At 35.0% G+C, this 17,236-nt stretch carries 17 protein-coding genes and 1 riboswitch; of the genes, 12 read left to right on the plus strand and 5 right to left on the minus strand.

What is annotated here, in order from left to right; all coding sequences use genetic code 11:
- The first annotated feature begins 212 nt into the window (after positions 1-212).
- Complete coding sequence (locus C2I06_RS21300) at positions 213-608, plus strand: VOC family protein (RefSeq protein WP_123258803.1); 396 nt, start codon at positions 213-215, stop codon at positions 606-608.
- A gap of 540 nt (positions 609-1,148) precedes the next feature.
- On the opposite strand, the gene C2I06_RS25200 is transcribed toward C2I06_RS21300, so the two are convergent.
- The 4 genes from C2I06_RS25200 to C2I06_RS21320 form a co-directional block, all read right to left on the minus strand.
- Positions 1,149-1,289, minus strand: a complete 141-nt coding sequence (locus tag C2I06_RS25200) for a hypothetical protein (RefSeq protein WP_156485486.1) — start codon at positions 1,287-1,289, stop codon at positions 1,149-1,151.
- 364 nt (positions 1,290-1,653) lie between these two features.
- The gene (locus tag C2I06_RS21310; RefSeq protein WP_123258804.1) at positions 1,654-1,998 is read right to left on the minus strand and encodes a hypothetical protein; all 345 of its coding nucleotides are present in this window, start codon (positions 1,996-1,998) and stop codon (positions 1,654-1,656) included.
- A 186-nt stretch (positions 1,999-2,184) separates the two neighbouring features.
- Entirely contained in the window at positions 2,185-3,471 is a 1,287-nt protein-coding gene (locus C2I06_RS21315) for an MFS transporter (RefSeq protein ID WP_123258805.1), read from the minus strand.
- 1 nt (position 3,472) lies between these two features.
- Entirely contained in the window at positions 3,473-4,069 is a 597-nt protein-coding gene (locus C2I06_RS21320; RefSeq protein WP_123258806.1) for a winged helix-turn-helix domain-containing protein, read from the minus strand.
- A 375-nt stretch (positions 4,070-4,444) separates the two neighbouring features.
- Here C2I06_RS21320 and C2I06_RS21325 point away from each other — a divergent pair, with 375 nt between their 5' ends.
- From C2I06_RS21325 to C2I06_RS21360, 8 genes are all read left to right on the plus strand, one after another.
- Positions 4,445-5,683, plus strand: coding sequence for an MFS transporter (locus C2I06_RS21325; protein ID WP_123258807.1), 1,239 nt, complete (start codon positions 4,445-4,447; stop codon positions 5,681-5,683).
- Between the two features lie 21 nt (positions 5,684-5,704).
- Positions 5,705-7,165: a glycoside hydrolase family 32 protein gene (locus C2I06_RS21330; protein WP_206426431.1), complete on the plus strand. Its 1,461-nt coding sequence runs from the start codon at positions 5,705-5,707 to the stop codon at positions 7,163-7,165.
- 252 nt (positions 7,166-7,417) lie between these two features.
- On the plus strand, positions 7,418-7,789 hold the full coding sequence (locus C2I06_RS21335) for a DUF956 family protein (RefSeq protein WP_095332946.1): 372 nt from the start codon (positions 7,418-7,420) through the stop codon (positions 7,787-7,789).
- 451 nt (positions 7,790-8,240) lie between these two features.
- Positions 8,241-9,212, plus strand: a complete 972-nt coding sequence (locus tag C2I06_RS21340) for a mannose/fructose/sorbose PTS transporter subunit IIA (RefSeq protein ID WP_123258809.1) — start codon at positions 8,241-8,243, stop codon at positions 9,210-9,212.
- A 34-nt stretch (positions 9,213-9,246) separates the two neighbouring features.
- Entirely contained in the window at positions 9,247-10,053 is an 807-nt protein-coding gene (locus C2I06_RS21345; protein WP_047943343.1) for a PTS mannose/fructose/sorbose transporter subunit IIC, read from the plus strand.
- Between the two features lie 17 nt (positions 10,054-10,070).
- The gene (locus C2I06_RS21350; protein ID WP_047943344.1) at positions 10,071-10,982 is read left to right on the plus strand and encodes a PTS system mannose/fructose/sorbose family transporter subunit IID; all 912 of its coding nucleotides are present in this window, start codon (positions 10,071-10,073) and stop codon (positions 10,980-10,982) included.
- A gap of 123 nt (positions 10,983-11,105) precedes the next feature.
- Entirely contained in the window at positions 11,106-12,122 is a 1,017-nt protein-coding gene (locus tag C2I06_RS21355) for an oxidoreductase (protein ID WP_095332950.1), read from the plus strand.
- Between the two features lie 159 nt (positions 12,123-12,281).
- Positions 12,282-13,955: a ribonuclease J gene (locus tag C2I06_RS21360; RefSeq protein ID WP_095332952.1), complete on the plus strand. Its 1,674-nt coding sequence runs from the start codon at positions 12,282-12,284 to the stop codon at positions 13,953-13,955.
- A 104-nt stretch (positions 13,956-14,059) separates the two neighbouring features.
- Here the strand turns inward: C2I06_RS21360 and C2I06_RS21365 are convergent, their stop codons facing one another.
- Entirely contained in the window at positions 14,060-15,331 is a 1,272-nt protein-coding gene (locus C2I06_RS21365) for an FAD-binding protein (protein WP_123258810.1), read from the minus strand.
- A gap of 215 nt (positions 15,332-15,546) precedes the next feature.
- A riboswitch (cyclic di-GMP riboswitch) is annotated at positions 15,547-15,633 on the plus strand.
- A gap of 130 nt (positions 15,634-15,763) precedes the next feature.
- On the opposite strand from C2I06_RS21365, the gene C2I06_RS21370 reads away from it, so the two are divergent.
- From C2I06_RS21370 to C2I06_RS25665, 3 genes are read left to right on the plus strand one after another with little or no spacing between them, the layout of a single operon-like run.
- Positions 15,764-16,132: a hypothetical protein gene (locus C2I06_RS21370; protein WP_047943348.1), complete on the plus strand. Its 369-nt coding sequence runs from the start codon at positions 15,764-15,766 to the stop codon at positions 16,130-16,132.
- 56 nt (positions 16,133-16,188) lie between these two features.
- Positions 16,189-16,899, plus strand: coding sequence for a hypothetical protein (locus C2I06_RS21375; protein ID WP_235850340.1), 711 nt, complete (start codon positions 16,189-16,191; stop codon positions 16,897-16,899).
- 47 nt (positions 16,900-16,946) lie between these two features.
- Positions 16,947-17,216, plus strand: a complete 270-nt coding sequence (locus tag C2I06_RS25665; protein ID WP_249928248.1) for a hypothetical protein — start codon at positions 16,947-16,949, stop codon at positions 17,214-17,216.
- Positions 17,217-17,236: the final 20 nt, after the last annotated feature.

The following is a 17,236-nucleotide window of genomic DNA, read 5'->3' on the forward strand; positions in this document are numbered from 1 at the left end:
AATTTATTATAAAAAAGCCAGCATGTATTTGTAATATGAAACTTCCAGAGAATTTTTTTAAAAGGACTATTAGCTTTGCCCAATTTGCCCCAACAAAAAACAAATAAAATATTTTTCTAAGGATATTTTCTTAAAGAATGTTGCTTTAAATAATTGTAGCTCTAAATTATCTGATAAAATAATCTATATAGATTAGAAAAGGAGGCCATCCATTGTCAAAAGGTCTTATTCACCATATTGAAATATATGTTTCAAATTTGAAAAGTTCAATCACCTTTTGGGGGTGGTTTTTAGAGGAATTAGGATATGAGTCTTTTCAATCGTGGGAAAGTGGACATAGCTGGAAACTCGGAGAGACATATATTGTTTTCGTACAAGCAGAAGAACGGTTTATGGACATACCTTACCATAGATGTCGGGTAGGTCTAAACCATTTGGCATTCCACGCAAGTTCTCGTCAACAAATAGACGATATGACAAGAAAGTTAGACCAAAAAGGTGTTAAAATCCTTTATACCGATAAGCATCCCTATGCAGGAGGGGAAAAACATTACGCGGTTTATTTTGAAGATCCGGATAGAATTAAGGTTGAATTGGTAGCACCTTGACCACTATATTTATAGAGCTTTTAACATCTCAACAGTTGTGTAACTGGATTTTTGACATGCTAAAATAGTATTTCATTAAAGAATAGAACATTTATAAGGAATAAAAAGTGATGGAAAAACTCCATCACTTTACAGGCTTCTCATCAGTTCACCAAGCTTTTGAGAGGCTTCTTTTTTTCTGTCATTAGTAATGTGTATGTTCCTACCGGTCCATGATTTGAAGTAATTCATTTCCTGCTTCTGCTAAAAGAAAAGTGTGTATGTCTTAATGAATGAGGGGTTAATCGTTTGTGGATAGCTGGCGTTAATGGTATGTTCTCCAAAGTCAATACCTTTCCACTTAAAGGCTTATAATCCTCCAGCCCGCAATCTAGGTATAGGCAAGAATTAAGAAAATTATATAGTCATTTGGATATTCCGAGCTTTTGGCTGCATCAAGGAATATCATCATTTTTAATCCTTCGGGAGGGAGAGAAGGAAAGGCATAATTGTTTCATAAAAGTAAATCAATAAAGGTTCCAATGTATTACTGTACAAAATTTAATAAGCCCAGCACGGAACTGGATGTTCTGAACCACCACAGTCAGAAATCATTGGTTTCACATCTGAACCAAATACTGGTGATGACACAGAGAAAATTAATCCAAAAACCATTGTAATTTTCAAGAGATTTTTTTTCATGAATTCACCGCCTTTCAAACGTAATAAGTATATTTATGGTATATCAAATACTGGAATTATTAAAGGAATAGAATTCCACAAAAAACTAAAAGATTCGACATGAAGTGAAAACAGATAACTAAAGTGAAGCAAGGAGGAGTAAAGTTGGCTAAGATTTTAGACGATGTCGTGGGAGTATGGTGTTTTGGTTTGATAAAGAAAATGAAGACATCGTTTTCATGAAATTAACAAGAATTAGATACGGAAATATGTGATGGACGAAAGCTAATAGTTAAACGTAAGGAAAGTAGATAACAGCTGTGCAATCGGAAAAGAAAAGCTCTAATTTAATACAAAAAGCGTGAGAGAATTCACGCTTCTATTATTACTGACGTTTTTTTAATTGGAGATTCCCTTTAAAGATAATAACAGCATTGAAAGCTTCATATAAAGCATAAACGGGATAGCAAAATGCTAGGAAAATTATTGCTGTAGGAATTTTTTCCACAATAGGAAAGAAGTTAGTTAAAAAGTTTTTGACAGTGACACCAAGTAAAATAAAGAGAGGAATTATGATTATTGCTACTAAAATTAATATTGGTGTCATCTTTGTTTCTTTTAACTTAGCCTTACAATGCGGGCATTTCATATTAAATGGTGATGGAAAATCTTCAAAATGTTCGATTGTAAGAGATTTGTTACAGTTAGGGCATGGGGTAGATGTTTTCATAATTCATTTCTTTCTCCTTAGTATAGATTTAAATACATTATAAGTTGTAATTATTTTAATAGAAAGTAAATTTTATACAAAAATCAACTTAAATGAACAGTACAAAGCTTATCCGCAGAAAGGATAGTAAGAGATGATCAATAAAGAAGTATGTTGATGAGAACTTCTAGACTATAGTTGGTTTATTTAGCCTGAGTTGGATTTTTGATTTTTTACATGTAATCCATAATCTTCAGCATTCATTTTAACTGGCTGTGGCAATTTCCTTAATGTAGAATTTAAAATCCAAAAAATTGATATGAATAAAAATCCAAAACTTAATAATCCGAAGACTAGGGTAATATCAAGAATTGTAGCAACGTAACCGCCTAAAAGGGAACCGATAGGCATCATTAAAGTCCCGATACTAGCTGCCACCGTAATAGTTCTCGCAACCAATTTCTGTGGAATCATTCCTAATATAGCTGAATTCATGACAACATTGGTTACACCTAAAGGTATCCAAGCAAAACCAAACAATATAATAGATAAAGTTTTTGAAGGCATAAAGATGGAACTAATCCAAAAACAAAATCCTATAATAAATGCTATAATTGTCAAAGTACCTAAAGGGAATTTTCCCATAATACTCCCCAATAGAGCTCCTATTAATGTTCCTGCTGATAATGCTGCCATTAAATATCCATATGTCTCAGAACCACCAAGGTATTCACCGTATACTGGTAAAATAGCAAGGGTCGCCCCAATTGCAAAGTTTGCAACAACTATCGATACAAATAATTTAGCAATGATAGAACCAAAAACAAATTTAAATCCATCAGTTAATTCTAACCAATAATTCTTAAGTAATTGTTTCAGTTTTCTTTGTTTATTATCTGGTATTAAGACATCTGGATCCTCATTAACAGAAATTCTAATTGATAAAAATAATACGGCAGCAATAAAAAATACTATGGAATCTATAATGAATAACGTTACTACTCCTAATAATGAAATTAGTATACCCGCAATTGCATTAAAAGCCATATCAATGCCTTGATAAGCAAAACTAAATAATGAATTACCTTTAACTAATTCATCTTTTTTCAATATCAAAGGTAAAGCAGCTGTTTGAGCCGGGTATGCGAATTGATTTAGCAAAGATATCAAAGGAATTATAATTAGTACTGTAGTTACATTTAAATAATTGAATTGATGCGCAATCGGAATAATAGCTATAAGTATGCCTTGAACAAGCTGAGTAATAAATAGGGTTTTTCTTAAAGACCAACGATCAACCAATGGACCTGCTAAAAATTGTATTGCTTGTGGTAACAAGGCTAAAAAGCCTGCTAATCCAGTGTGAAATGCTGATCCTCCTAATTCATATACTAACCACATTGCTGCAATATAATAGATACTGTCTGCCATATTAGTTATAATTCTTCCGGAAAATAATCGTGTAAACCTCCAGTTTCTAAATAAGGATATCATTTTAAAATTCACCTTTTTCCTTTTTTACTTCGAAACCTACACTTGAAATATAAAAAGTGCTTATATCTTCTTGGTCCGTATTTTCCATAATTGCTAATTCATTTAAAAGATTATGATACTTTTTTTTCCACTTCATAAACTGTTGTCGATTAATATTAACTTTTGTTTGAATAGAAATTAATGGCCAATCCATATATTCTCCTGAAGATATTGAAAATGATTCCTCGGGAGCAACAATTGCCTCATTTCTTGCATTTGACAAAATTGAATATATTGAAGTTCTAATTGATTCATTCATTTCATTGAGGTGAGGAAAAAGCTTTTGGTCGATAACAATATCTGTTCCATAAGTCTTATAAAATTTCTGTGCAATCCCATTTAGTAATTCCGTTTTTTCAATATATATTATCTTAACTTTTTCAAGTTCCTTTAAATGGTAATGCACCTTAGGGGCAGGGATATTTAAAATATCCCCAATTTGTTTCCCCGTTTTGGATTGGTTTGTTATTTCGGAAAAGATTCTTATTCTTAAGGGATCACTAATCGCTTTTAATTGATCGTAAGATTTAATCAATAATAAATTTGTAGAGGACATCATTCAATACTCCTTTAACGTTCAAATTTATTTGAATGTTATCATATAATTTTTAGTTTTACAATTATTTTATTTATTTAGATTAAAGAGAACTTCTTCTTTTAAAAGATACATTTGGAATTTATTAAACTTTATTTCTTGTATTAATGTTTATAGAGGTAAAAATGAAAGCGAATTTAGGGATCCTCTATTCAATAAAGCTTCCAGTAAAAGTACTAAAAGGAACAATAGCTTAAAAGATTGTTTAGTAGATTATTTTTCTGTTTATTATGTCAACGGGTTGACATATGGAACCGGTTGACATAGAATGATCATTGAAAGTGCTTTCAGTATTTGTTTGGGTTTGTTTTTCTAAATTACTGTAAAGGAGATATGAAAATGAAGAGTTCAAAAAGTCTTTATTGGAAATTAAGTGCATATTTTTTCTTTTTCTTTTTCACTTGGTCATCCAGCTATTCCTTATTTTCAATTTGGTTAGGGCAAGAGGTTAATTTAAATGGGGCGGAAACAGGTATTATCTTTTCTGTAAACGCTATCTTTGCTTTGTGTATGCAACCGTTATATGGATATATTTCAGACAAAATTGGCTTAAAGAAAAACATCTTATTTTTCATTAGTTTATTACTTGTATTTGTTGGACCTTTTTATATCTATGTTTATGGGCCATTATTACAATACAATGTAATGGTGGGTGCAATCGTAGGGGGACTTTACCTAGGTTCTGCCTTTCTAGCAGGAATTGGAGCAATTGAATCGTATATTGAAAAAGTAGGACGTAAGTACAACTTTGAATATGGGAAATCAAGAATGTGGGGCTCTTTAGGCTGGGCGGCAGCGACTTTTTTCGCTGGCCAATTATTTAATATTAATCCTAATATCAACTTTTGGATTGCTTCTGTCTCAGCTATAATCTTAGTCGCCATCATTATTTCGGTACAAGTTGAAATTTCAAATCAGGAGATGGAAAAAGCAGATTCAGTAAAATTAAAAGATGTTGGACAATTGTTTCTTTTAAAGGACTTTTGGTTATTGATGATGTATGTAATTGGGGTCACCTGTGTTTATAGTGTTTATGATCAGCAGTTTCCAATTTATTATTCATCTTTATTCCCAACAAAGGAATTAGGAAATCAAGTATTTGGATACTTAAATTCCTTCCAAGTTTTTTTAGAGGCAGGAATGATGTTCCTTGCTCCGTTTATTGTAAATAAGCTTGGACCGAAAAAAAGTTTACTCTTAGCGGGTTATTTAATGGCTTTCCGAATTGTTGGTTCGGGGCTAGTTGCAGGACCAATCGGAATATCAGCAATGAAATTGATTCATGCAGTTGAACTGCCAATCATGTTAATTGCAATCTTTAAATATTTGGCAGCAAACTTCGATACACGCTTGTCATCTGTGTTATATTTAGTTGGTTTCCAATTTTCGTCACAAGTTGGTGCTTCGATTCTGTCGCCTGTAGCGGGTAATTTATATGATAGTATTGGCTTCCGTCAATCTTATATCATTATGGGAATTTCAGTACTTTTATTTTCCACTATTTCAATTTTTACTTTATTAAATTCTGATAAAAACATAGTCAATAAAACTTCAAAAAATTTGAAAGAGATTAGTTAGGAGGCTTTTCAGATGAAAACAATTGATAAACTGTTACAAGCGGAAGAAGCTCTTCAAAATGCAAAGAAAAAAATCAACAATCGTTATCGTTTAGGTTACCATATTATGGCTCCAGCAAACTGGATAAATGATCCTAACGGATTAGTACAGTATAAGGGGGAATACCATGTATTCTATCAACATCACCCATACGATGAAAATTGGGGGCCTATGCATTGGGGGCATGTGAAAAGTAAAGACTTGGTTCACTGGGAACACTTGCCGATTGCTCTTGCTCCAACAGAAGATTATGAAAAAGATGGTTGTTTTTCAGGAAGCGCAGTTGATCATAACGGGATCCTGACATTAATTTATACAGGGAATATCTTTATTGATCAAGAAAAAGATATTCTTGATCAATCACAATGTATCGCGACAAGTAATGATGGTATTCATTTTACAAAGGAAATTGCAAATCCAGTAATTACAAGGCATCCAGAGGAAGGGTCCGGGCATTTTCGCGACCCGAAAGTGTGGAAACACGGGGATTATTGGTATATGGTATTAGGTACTCGAAAAGGGGATATTGGAAAAGCAGTTCTTTATAAATCAATAGATTTAAGAAAATGGGAGTATCTTGGTGTTTTGGCTGAAAGCGATGGAACTCTTGGATATATGTGGGAGTGTCCTGATTTCTTTGAACTGGACGGAAAGTATGTCTTATTATTTTCGCCACAAGGGATAGAAGCAAAAGGAGATTTATATAATAATTTATTTCAAACAGGATATTTAGTTGGTGAATATAATTACGAAACAAATGAGTTTGTACACGGTGCTTTTATTGAGTTGGATAATGGACATGATTTTTATGCTGTTCAAACATTCCTGGATAATAAAGGTCGCCGTATCTCCATTGGTTGGATGGATATGTGGGAGTCAAACATGCCATCGAAGGAAGATGGATGGTGTGGAGCGTTAACACTGCCAAGGGAACTAAAATTAGGGGAAGATAATAAAATTTTAATGAATCCTGTTGAAGAGTTAACTTTATTGCGGGAAACAGAGAGAACTGTATGTAAAAATCATATTTTATCCAGTGTTTATTTCGTTGAAATAAAAGAGGATCTACTTGAATTGAGAGTAGAGTTTGACTTGGCAAAAACATCAGCTGAGGCTGTCGGCTTAAAAATTTGTGGGATCAATCAAGAAAAGACAACCATCATGTATCAAAAAGAGAATAAAAAGTTAGTATTGGATTGTTCAAAGTCTGGTAAGGAGGAAGATGGGATTAGAAGTACAATGCTTAAATCAGACCAGTTACTTTCTCTCAGGGTGTTTATTGATCGATCCTCTATAGAGATATTCGCCAATGATGGAGAGGTATCAATGACTAGTCGAATATATCCAAAGGAGGAAAGATTAGGTGTAGAACTTTTTCTGGAAAATGGCGAAGCACAAGTAATTGATTTTACTTATTGGGTATTAAAAGATATTTGGAGATAAATAGCTAAGGAACAGGTGTTATCCACTTGTTCCTTATTTTATATTTCCTAATAAGTCAATTCTGTTTAGACTATTCAAGTTTTTACTAATAAAATACTAGACTATTAATACGAGAGATCTCCGATAGATATAACATCTTCTATATTACTCAATCCAAATTCTTAAGATAATGTGAACTCTCCCAGAGTATTTGCTTAAAGCAAAAAAAGACGTATAATTATTAGTATTAAAAGATAGAAATGGAGTAAACAAATGGTCCAATCAATTAATACAAAAGTCGATTTAGTTATGAACGCAACCTCACACACAGGAATCTCAGAATATGGGAAGATTATGATTGGGGACAAGGGCTTTGAATTCTTTAATAGCCGTGATGCTCGCAAGTTTATCCAGATTCCTTGGGAAGAGGTGGATTATGTAATTGCTTCTATCATGTTCAAGGGGAAATGGATTCCGCGTTATTCTATCCAAACGAAGCGAAATGGGACATATACATTTTCCTCTAAAGACCCGAAAAAAGTTTTACGGACAATTCGTGAGTACGTTGATCCGAAGCGTATGGTTCAATCGTTGAGTTTCTTTGATGTTATTAAACGCGGATTAAAGGGTAAGTCGAAAAAATAATAGATCCGCAGTAGAATGGATAGAGGAAAAAACTATTGCAATTAAAGAATCATAGCATTGTTTGGGAGAGAGGGTTTCAGAAAATGATAGCGGAATCAAAAAAAATAATTTCCCTATTGAAAGAGAAAATCCAGTGTGCTATAATTTTTTTGCAAGCTTACTAAAGTGAAGCAGAAGGATATTAATTACTCCGTTTAAAGCGTTTACAGAATAAATTGAATAACTATCGTCATTATTTTACGTGTTACTGATTCGATCAGGCATGAGTAAAAAAGTATGATTGAATGAAGGGAATAGGGGCATTCTATACCTATAACTTCATTTAAATCGACTTTTTACTCATGCCTTTTTTATTTTTATCAAACACTGTAATCGCTTTTATGTAATCGCTTTAGATGAGTTGGAAAAATGCAGCTTGATAGCTGTAAAAATAATAATGGGAGGTAAAAAGATGGTAGGAATTATCATTGCTAGTCATGGTGAATTTGCCAGTGGTATCTTGCAATCTGGAGCAATGATCTTCGGAGAGCAAGAAAATGTAAAAGCTGTTACATTGATGCCAAGCGAAGGACCTGCAGATGTAAAGGCAAAAATGCAAGAAGCGATCGCCTCTTTCGATAACCAAGACGAAGTACTATTCTTAGTTGATCTTTGGGGTGGAACTCCTTTCAACCAAGCCAATAGCTTGTTTGAAGAACATAATGAAAAATGGGCAATTGTTGCTGGTATGAACTTACCAATGTTGATTGAAGCTTATGCATCACGCTTTACAATGAACACTGCACATGAAATTGCCGCACATATTTTAGGAACAGCTAAAGAAGGAGTTAAAGTAAGACCTGAAGCTTTAGAACCAGCAGAAACAGCTGCTAATACGACTGCTCAGCCAGTAAGTGCAGGTGCTCCTGGAAAATTTGAATATGTGTTAGCACGTATTGATTCTCGTTTACTTCATGGACAAGTAGCAACTGCTTGGACAAAAACGACACAGCCTACCCGTATTATTGTTGTCTCTGATGAAGTAGCGAAGGATGAACTTCGGAAGAAATTAATCCAACAGGCTGCTCCTCCAGGAGTAAAAGCACATGTTGTTCCTGTGAAAAAAATGATTGAACTTGCAAAAGATGATCAACATTTTGGTGGTCAACGCGCTTTACTACTATTTGAAAATCCACAAGATGCTCTTAGAGCAGTTGAGGGTGGTGTTCCATTAAAGACAATCAACGTAGGTTCTATGGCACACTCACCTGGTAAAGTTCAGCCGAATAAGGTGTTAGCTTTTAACCAAGACGATATTGATGCATTTGCGAAGTTAAAAGAAGCTGGTTTAAGCTTTGATGTACGTAAAGTTCCGAATGATTCAAAAGGTAATATGGATGAAATAATCAAGAAAGCACAAGATGAATTAAATAGACGAAAATAATCCGAATATCAAAGAAAAAGGAGGATTAATAAACATGGATTTAAATATGATTCAAATATTATTAGTCATTATTGTAGCGTTTTTAGCTGGTGTTGAAGGAATCCTGGATGAATTCCACTTTCACCAACCAATCATTGCCTGTACGTTAATCGGCTTAGTTACAGGAGAATTAGTACCATGTCTTATCTTAGGTGGTACCCTTCAAATGATCGCTTTAGGTTGGGCGAACATCGGGGCTGCAGTAGCACCGGATGCTGCATTAGCATCAGTTGCATCTGCCATTATTTTAGTTTTAAGTGGTCAAGGAGATGCCGGTGTATCTTCTGCTATTGCGATTGCAGTTCCACTTGCAGTTGCTGGTTTATTATTAACTATCATCGTTCGTACAATTGCAACAGGATTGGTGCATTTGATGGATGCGGCGGCGAAAGAAGGAAACATTAAAAAAGTTGAACTATGGCATATTTTTGCGATTATCTTACAAGGATTACGTATTGCTATTCCAGCTGCATTAATTATCGCTATTGGGGCAGGTCCTGTGAGTGACTTACTTACAGCAATGCCAGATTGGTTGACAAACGGTTTAGCAATCGGTGGGGGAATGGTTGTAGCTGTTGGTTACGCAATGGTTATTAACATGATGGCTACAAAAGAAGTATGGCCATTCTTTGCGATTGGTTTCGTATTAGCGACTGTTTCACAAATTACACTTATTGGTCTTGGGGCTATCGGTGTGGCTCTTGCTCTTATCTATCTTGCGCTTTCTAACAAAGGCGGTTCTGGTAATGGCGGAAATGGGAACACTGGTGATCCACTAGGCGATATTATCGATAATTACTAAGAAGGAGGGGACAGAAAATGGAAAAAGCATTTAAATTATCAAAAAAAGATCGTATTTCGGTTTGGTGGCGTTCCACGTTTATTCAAGGTTCTTGGAACTATGAACGTATGCAAAACGGTGGTTGGGCATTTGCCATGATTCCTGCTATAAAAAGATTATATAAATCAAAAGAAGATCGTGCGGAAGCACTAAAACGTCACTTAGAGTTCTTTAATACACATCCTTATGTGGCTTCACCTATTCTTGGTGTAACATTAGCACTTGAAGAAGAGCGTGCTAATGGAGCACCAGTGGATGATAAAGCAATTCAAGGGGTTAAAGTCGGAATGATGGGACCATTAGCTGGTATTGGAGATCCAGTTTTCTGGTTTACAGTGAAGCCAATCCTTGGTGCTTTGGCTGCTTCTCTTGCTTTAACTGGTAATATTCTTGGACCAATTATTTACTTCTTTGCTTGGAACCTTATCCGCATGGGATTCACTTGGTATACACAAGAAGTTGGCTACAAAGCTGGTTCAAAAATTACGGATGACTTATCTGGTGGGTTGCTACAAAACATTACAAAAGGGGCATCGATTCTCGGGATGTTTATCCTCGGTGCACTCGTAAACCGGTGGGTATCGGTCAAATTTACCCCTGTTGTATCGTCAGTAGAGCTTGATGAAGGTGCTTATATTGATTGGGATAAATTACCTGCTGGAGCAGAGGGGATTAAGACCGCCTTGGAACAGCAAGCTGCTGGTCTTTCATTAGATCCAATAAAAGTAACTACATTACAAAGCAACTTAGATAGCTTAATTCCTGGTTTAGCTGGATTATTGTTAACACTTCTTTGTATGTGGCTGCTTAGAAAGAAAGTTTCTCCAATCGTTATGATTCTTGGCTTATTCGTGGTAGGTATTGTATTCCACCTAATTCACTTAATGTAAGTAAGACAATATAAAAGAGAAAAGCACCTCCTAGTATGATTTTTTTAGGAGGTGCTTTTCACATGACAAATAGGAAGAAAAATGGGATAAATAGTATAATAAATAAATTTTTAGGAGGCTGCTATGCTTACTATTGGTTATATTGGAAATGGGAAAAGCACAAACAGATATCATCTGCCGTTTGTATTACAAAGAGAGAATATCAAGGTAAAAACAATTTACCAAAGAAATCCAAAGCGTGAAAGCTGGGATCGAATTGCAGGAGTCAATTATACATCTGATTTAAATGAATTATTAAATGATAAAGACATTCAATTAATTGTTATTTGCACAAGACATGACAGTCATTTTGAATACACTAAATTAGCACTAGAACATAATAAACACTGTTTAGTTGAAAAACCTTTTATGGAAACTGCCGAACAGGCCAGAGAAATATTTGCATTGGCGAAAGAGAAGAATTTAATTGTGCAGGCGTATCAAAATAGACGTTTTGACAGTGATTTTCTGACTGTGCAAAAGGTCATTGAAGAAGGAAAACTAGGGGATTTGCTGGAAGTGGAAATGCACTACGATTATTACCGTCCGGAAGTGCCAGAATCTGCACAGACCTTTAATCCTGCGGAGTCATTTTTATATGGACATGGCTGCCATACGCTTGATCAAGTCATCAGCTATTTTGGCAAACCTGATCATATTCATTATGATGTAAGGCAATTATTAGGACAAGGAAGAATGAATGATTATTTTGATTTAGATTTATATTATGGGAAGATGAAAGTGTCTGTAAAGTCTAGTTATTTTAGATTGAAAGAAAGACCTAGCTTTGTCGTTCATGGAAAAAAGGGATGTTTTGTGAAAGAAACAAAAGATCGTCAAGAGGAACATTTAAAATTATTTTACATGCCGGATAATAAAGATTTCGGGATAGATACGATAAAACATTATGGAGTATTAACCTACATTGATGATGAAGGGACAATCCATGAAGAAACAGTGAAATCGGTAAACGGCGATTATGGAAGAGTGTATGATGATTTATACAAAGCGATTATAAATGGGGAAGATAAGACCATAACAGACGAACAAACGTTATGGCAAATGGAAGTATTAGAAACTGGCATAAAAAACTTAAAATAGTGAATTTTGGATTAAGACCCCTTATTGGGGTTTTTTCTTTTTCTGCAGGAGCCTTTTCTTTAAAGTTTCTTAAGCAATAGATGTGTTTCTCTTCTTTTTGCATGAAAGCTAAATAAAAAAGAAATAATAACAATATTTAGTGTGCTAAGGAGGAGAATAATGAAAGTGGATGAGAATGCTTTGTCGTTTTTTGCATTAGGCGGAATAAATGAAATCGGAAAAAATATGTATGTCGTTCAATATGAGGATGAAATTTTTGTTATTGATTGTGGAGGGAAATTTCCTGATGAAAGCTTATTGGGTATTGATTTAATAATTCCAGATATAACCTATTTGGAGGAGAATCAGGATAAAATTAAAGCTTTAATCGTTACCCATGGTCATGAAGACCATATTGGTGGAATCCCCTATATTCTAAGGAAATTAAGCATTCCTATTTATGCTACAAGATTTACCTTAGGTTTAATAGAGCTTAAAATCAATGAGCATAAGCTAAACGGAGAGACAAAATTAATAACTATTGATTCTAGCTCCAAGCTAGAGTTTGGAGAAGTGCAAGTTTCCTTTTTTAAGGTAAGTCACAGTATCCCAGACTGTCTTGGAGTTGTTTTCCACACCCCAGAAGGAAATATTGTTCACACAGGTGACTTTAAATTTGATTTAACCCCGGCGAATAACCAATATGCTGATATACATAAAATGGCGGAAATCGGGCAGCAGGGAGTTTTAGCATTAATATCAGAGAGCACAAATGCAGAACGAAAGGGGTTAACTCCTTCTGAACAAATGGTTGGTTCTCATTTAGATGAAGCCTTTATGAAAGCAGATGGGAAAATTTTCATTTCGACATTTGCTTCGAATGTTAATAGAATACAACAAGTAGTAGAGTCTGCTATAAAAACGAATCGTAAATTAGCATTGCTTGGCCGCAGTATGGTAAATGTGGTGAACGTTGCTATAGAACGTGGCTATCTTCATATGCCGGAGGGAATGTTAATTGATGTCAGTCAAGTAGACCAACTGCCAGCAGAGAAAGTTGCCATTCTCTGTACAGGTAGTCAAGGAGAACCAATGGCTGCTTTGTCACGTTTAGCAAGTGGGAACTTTCGCGATGTTACAATATATCCGGGGGATACTGTTATTCTAGCAGCATCTCCAATCCCTGGAAATGAAAAAGACGTCTCTAAAATCATAGATAATTTATTTCAACTTGGGGCAAAAGTAATTTATGGTTCTGGCAGTACAACCGGTATGCACGTTTCTGGTCATGGCTATCAAGAAGATCTAAAGTTAATGTTAACCTTAATGAAACCAACCTACTTCATTCCCATTCATGGAGAATCTCGTATGCTCTACCATCATCGAATATTAGCAGAATCAGTGGGAGTGGAAAAAGAAAATACTTTTATTATTAAAAATGGAGAAGTTGTCGATATCAAAAATGGAGTAGCCCGTCAAACACGCTTTGTCCCAGCAGGAGACACATATGTAGATGGGATGGGTGTTGGGGATGTTGGCGATATTGTGTTAAGAGATCGAAAGCAGCTATCGGAAGATGGGATGCTTGTTGTTATTATTACCATCAGCAAGGGCGACAGGAAGATTATTTCTGGCCCAGATACGATTACGAGGGGATTTGTTTATGCCCGTAACTCTGATGAATTACTGAAGGAAGTAAACCGTTTGGTCAAAAAGACTGTCAATGACTTGCAATCAGAGAATATTCATAAATGGAATGTAATGAAACAAAATATTAAAAAATCGGTTGGCCAGTATTTATTTAATCAAACAAAGAGAAAGCCGATGATTCTTCCGATTATTATTGAGATTTAGCATGAAAAATTTGATGTTTTCTAAAAAGCAATGGGAGCAATAGATTAAGCACCCATTGCTTTTTAGTTTAGAAGCAACCTAGCGGGATTTTATTGTAAACGGATTCAGTTATGTTCGTTAAAAATATACTTATTCATAAAAGTATTGCGAAACCTACCTTGTGGGTCGTACTTAATAAGTAATTGCTGGAATGCGGGCATTTTTTCATATAGCGATTGTATTTTGGAAGGGGCGGTAGTAAATAGCTTCCCCCAATGTGGCTTTGCCTGAAAAGGCTCGAGCTTGGATTCGATTAACGGGAGTACTTGCTGAACTTCCTTCCACTTATCTTGCCAAGTAAAGTGAATAGCGATGGAATCCTGTTTATAGGATGGGCTTAACCACAGTTCGTCCTTCGCAATTGTCCGCACTTCCGAAATAAATAAAAGGGGTGCGATGTATTCACGTATTTCACTAAGGGCACAAAGAGCGTTATAAGCATGCTCTCGCGGGAATATATATTCACTTTGCAGCTCTTGTCCCTTACTTGGAGTGAAGTCCATCCGGAAGTGTGGCATGCGGTCAAGCCAATCTCCTGGAACACCAAGCTGTGCCGTGCAATTAGTTGCAGCGACTCCTCGTACTGGATGAAGATTTTCTTTGGCTGCTTTTGCTCCGTAAAAGTCATCACCTAATGAAAAAGTCTGGTCATCTGTCAGCTTACTCTTTAACCACACTTGATTAAATGTTTCGTCCTGCCAATCTGTAAACAGACTGACACTATAAGCACTGGAAGAAATGGTGTCAAAATGATGAGCTGTTTGAGCAAATGGAAGATTTTCATAAACATCTTGCCGCATTAGATGACTTGGATGAATATCTAAGGTGAGTTTTGTAACAATACCAATTCCTCCTAATCCAACGACTGCACCATGTAATTCCTCTTCTGACTTTTCTCTTGAAAAAGTTATGATACAACCGTCCGCTGTAACGACTTCCATAGCGGAAACTGCAGCAGCTAAATTTTGATTGCTATTACCTGAACCATGAGTTGCTGTAGCACAAGCTCCAGCAATCGAAATGTGTGGAAGGGATGCAAGATTATGTAAGGCATAGCCATGCTGCTGAAGCACGTGGCAAAGATCTCCATACTTCATTCCTGCTTCTACCGTTACTGTTTTTTCTTCGCTATTAATAGCAATAACTTTATTCAGTTTTTGCAAAGAGACGATATTCTCCTCTGAATCAGCGATGCTATTAAATGAGTGACGAGTTCCAATTACACGAAGCTTTTTTAATTTTAAAACTAATTGTTGAATTTCCTCCACTGATTCTGGTTCGTGCCAGTTAGTTGCACTATATTGAAAATTCCCTGCCCAATTCCTTTTCAATCCCATAACGCCACTCCTTTATTGAGTTTATTATACAATTTAACTATATACGTAAAGAGAGAGAATTTTCAAATATTATCATTTGGAAAAAACAAGGTAATTAGACCTATTTTTTGTTTCTTTTATGTGAAGAAAAAATACTGGTATCGACAAAAAATGACAAGTTCCTTATAATGGAATAGTAATATGTATATATGCTATTAGTACTATTGTTTTCCTGAAATTGAAAAAGGCAAACTTATCGAAAGGTAAGGACGCAAAGCTACGAGTCTAAAATCCTTCTGGATAATGATAGTCGGGTTGCCAGGTATACTTTAAGCAATTATTTGGCTATCCCTATTTATGTATGTCTAGGATAGCTATTTATTTTTGCTTTGGACTTGTGGAGAACAATAAAAAACATAAACTATAGAAACTTAATAGAAAAGGAGATTTGAGATGATTGTTGTAGACAAAAAGAAGTATAAAATGGAAATAGATGAAAACTCAAAAGAAGTACGTGTCCAGGTACATGGATTGATGAGAGAGGAAGACGCAGAGGGGTATATGGTTGATTTACAGGATACGATAAGTAAAGTATCTAAAAAGGATTATACTTTTGTCGTGGATGGTACTCATCAAACGCCTGTTCCATCAAAGGTGGTACCTCAGTTAGAACAAACAATGCAATTTTACTCTAGCTTAGGTTTTAAGGATGTTCTTGTAATTAAACCTTCGTCAAAAATTGCCCAAGTGCAAATTAGAAACGCCCTAGAAAGAATTGATTTTGCAGGTACATTTATTGATCGTGCCTCTCATTCTAAGTAATGCCAGGTTTTAATAAAAAAGCTATTTTTTAATCCGATTTGAAAGGGAGTTATGAAGTGCAAAAGGTAGAAATGTCGTATAAATATGAAATTATAACAAAGGAACAAACGGATCTAATCGAAAAGGCTGCTGACTGTCTTGCAAGCTCATTTATTGGAGTGGATATTGCTGGGAAATGGGTTCAAGAGCCAATGGTTGGTCAGTTAAATATAGGCTATGAGGATTTCTATCAGTTCACGAAAGATTATATAGATGCTACTGTGGAGCAAGGATATTGTGCAGTTGCAATAGATAATAATCAAAAGGTTGTTGGTGTTCTTGCTGGAGATACCAATGCTCCAGAGATTATTGGAGAAGATGTATTTGAAGGCACCTTTTTAGATATGAATGTTATTCTGCATGTTCTTGAGGATGTAGATAAACGCTTTTTGGATGATTATAAGCAGCGCACTGGAAAAGAACTGCAGGATGGCGAGATACTTCATTTATTCATGTTAGGAGTAACTGCTGAACTTGAGCGTCACGAAATTATTAAGCAATTAGGAAATAAATTAATAACGAAAGCATCTGAACAGGGATTAAAGGCTGTTGTAGGAGAAGCAACAAATCCTAAGTCTATGCGTGTCATGGAAAAATATCATAATATGAAGAAATATAGAGATGTTAAAGGAAATTATATTGTTCATAAATATCAAGAAAATAGCAGATTAAAAGATATTCCTGCAACAATCGCTGACGGCACTTATATCATTATGAAAGAGTTTTAAAATTTCAGTATGTCTAAACAAATATATAAATAGGAGAGTTATTTATTATGGAGGCTATATTGCTAGGTATTATTGTTATCTTATTGGTTACCACCGTGTATTTTGCTTATCGATATTTTACATTGAAACATCATCCTCATATTAATAAAGAGATCATGAACGGGATGAAAGAAATAGCTGCAGGCAGTATGAGCAGCAAAGTAGAAGGTTCAAGTTCTTATCATGCTACCTTTAATCAATTAATTGAATTTTTAGAGCGTGTAAGGGGAAAGTTCTTTTCTTTTCCAAAAATGTACATAAAAAGGGAGAAAGTTTAACTGAAATTGGTGAATACGCG

It is taken from the genome of Niallia circulans (assembly GCF_003726095.1).
Lineage (GTDB): Bacteria > Bacillota > Bacilli > Bacillales > Cytobacillaceae > Niallia > Niallia circulans_A.

Coding starts and splice junctions, on each gene's coding strand:
- C2I06_RS21340 (WP_123258809.1), top strand. CDS start 8,241: ATGGTAGGAATTATCATTGCTAGTCATGGTGAATTTGCCAGTGGTATC.
- C2I06_RS21365 (WP_123258810.1), bottom strand. CDS start 15,331: ATGGGATTGAAAAGGAATTGGGCAGGGAATTTTCAATATAGTGCAACT.
- C2I06_RS21360 (WP_095332952.1), top strand. CDS start 12,282: ATGAAAGTGGATGAGAATGCTTTGTCGTTTTTTGCATTAGGCGGAATA.
- C2I06_RS21325 (WP_123258807.1), top strand. CDS start 4,445: ATGAAGAGTTCAAAAAGTCTTTATTGGAAATTAAGTGCATATTTTTTC.
- C2I06_RS21335 (WP_095332946.1), top strand. CDS start 7,418: ATGGTCCAATCAATTAATACAAAAGTCGATTTAGTTATGAACGCAACC.
- C2I06_RS21310 (WP_123258804.1), bottom strand. CDS start 1,998: ATGAAAACATCTACCCCATGCCCTAACTGTAACAAATCTCTTACAATC.
- C2I06_RS25665 (WP_249928248.1), top strand. CDS start 16,947: ATGGAGGCTATATTGCTAGGTATTATTGTTATCTTATTGGTTACCACC.
- C2I06_RS21320 (WP_123258806.1), bottom strand. CDS start 4,069: ATGATGTCCTCTACAAATTTATTATTGATTAAATCTTACGATCAATTA.
- C2I06_RS21350 (WP_047943344.1), top strand. CDS start 10,071: ATGGAAAAAGCATTTAAATTATCAAAAAAAGATCGTATTTCGGTTTGG.
- C2I06_RS21315 (WP_123258805.1), bottom strand. CDS start 3,471: ATGATATCCTTATTTAGAAACTGGAGGTTTACACGATTATTTTCCGGA.
- C2I06_RS25200 (WP_156485486.1), bottom strand. CDS start 1,289: ATGAAAAAAAATCTCTTGAAAATTACAATGGTTTTTGGATTAATTTTC.
- C2I06_RS21355 (WP_095332950.1), top strand. CDS start 11,106: ATGCTTACTATTGGTTATATTGGAAATGGGAAAAGCACAAACAGATAT.
- C2I06_RS21345 (WP_047943343.1), top strand. CDS start 9,247: ATGGATTTAAATATGATTCAAATATTATTAGTCATTATTGTAGCGTTT.
- C2I06_RS21370 (WP_047943348.1), top strand. CDS start 15,764: ATGATTGTTGTAGACAAAAAGAAGTATAAAATGGAAATAGATGAAAAC.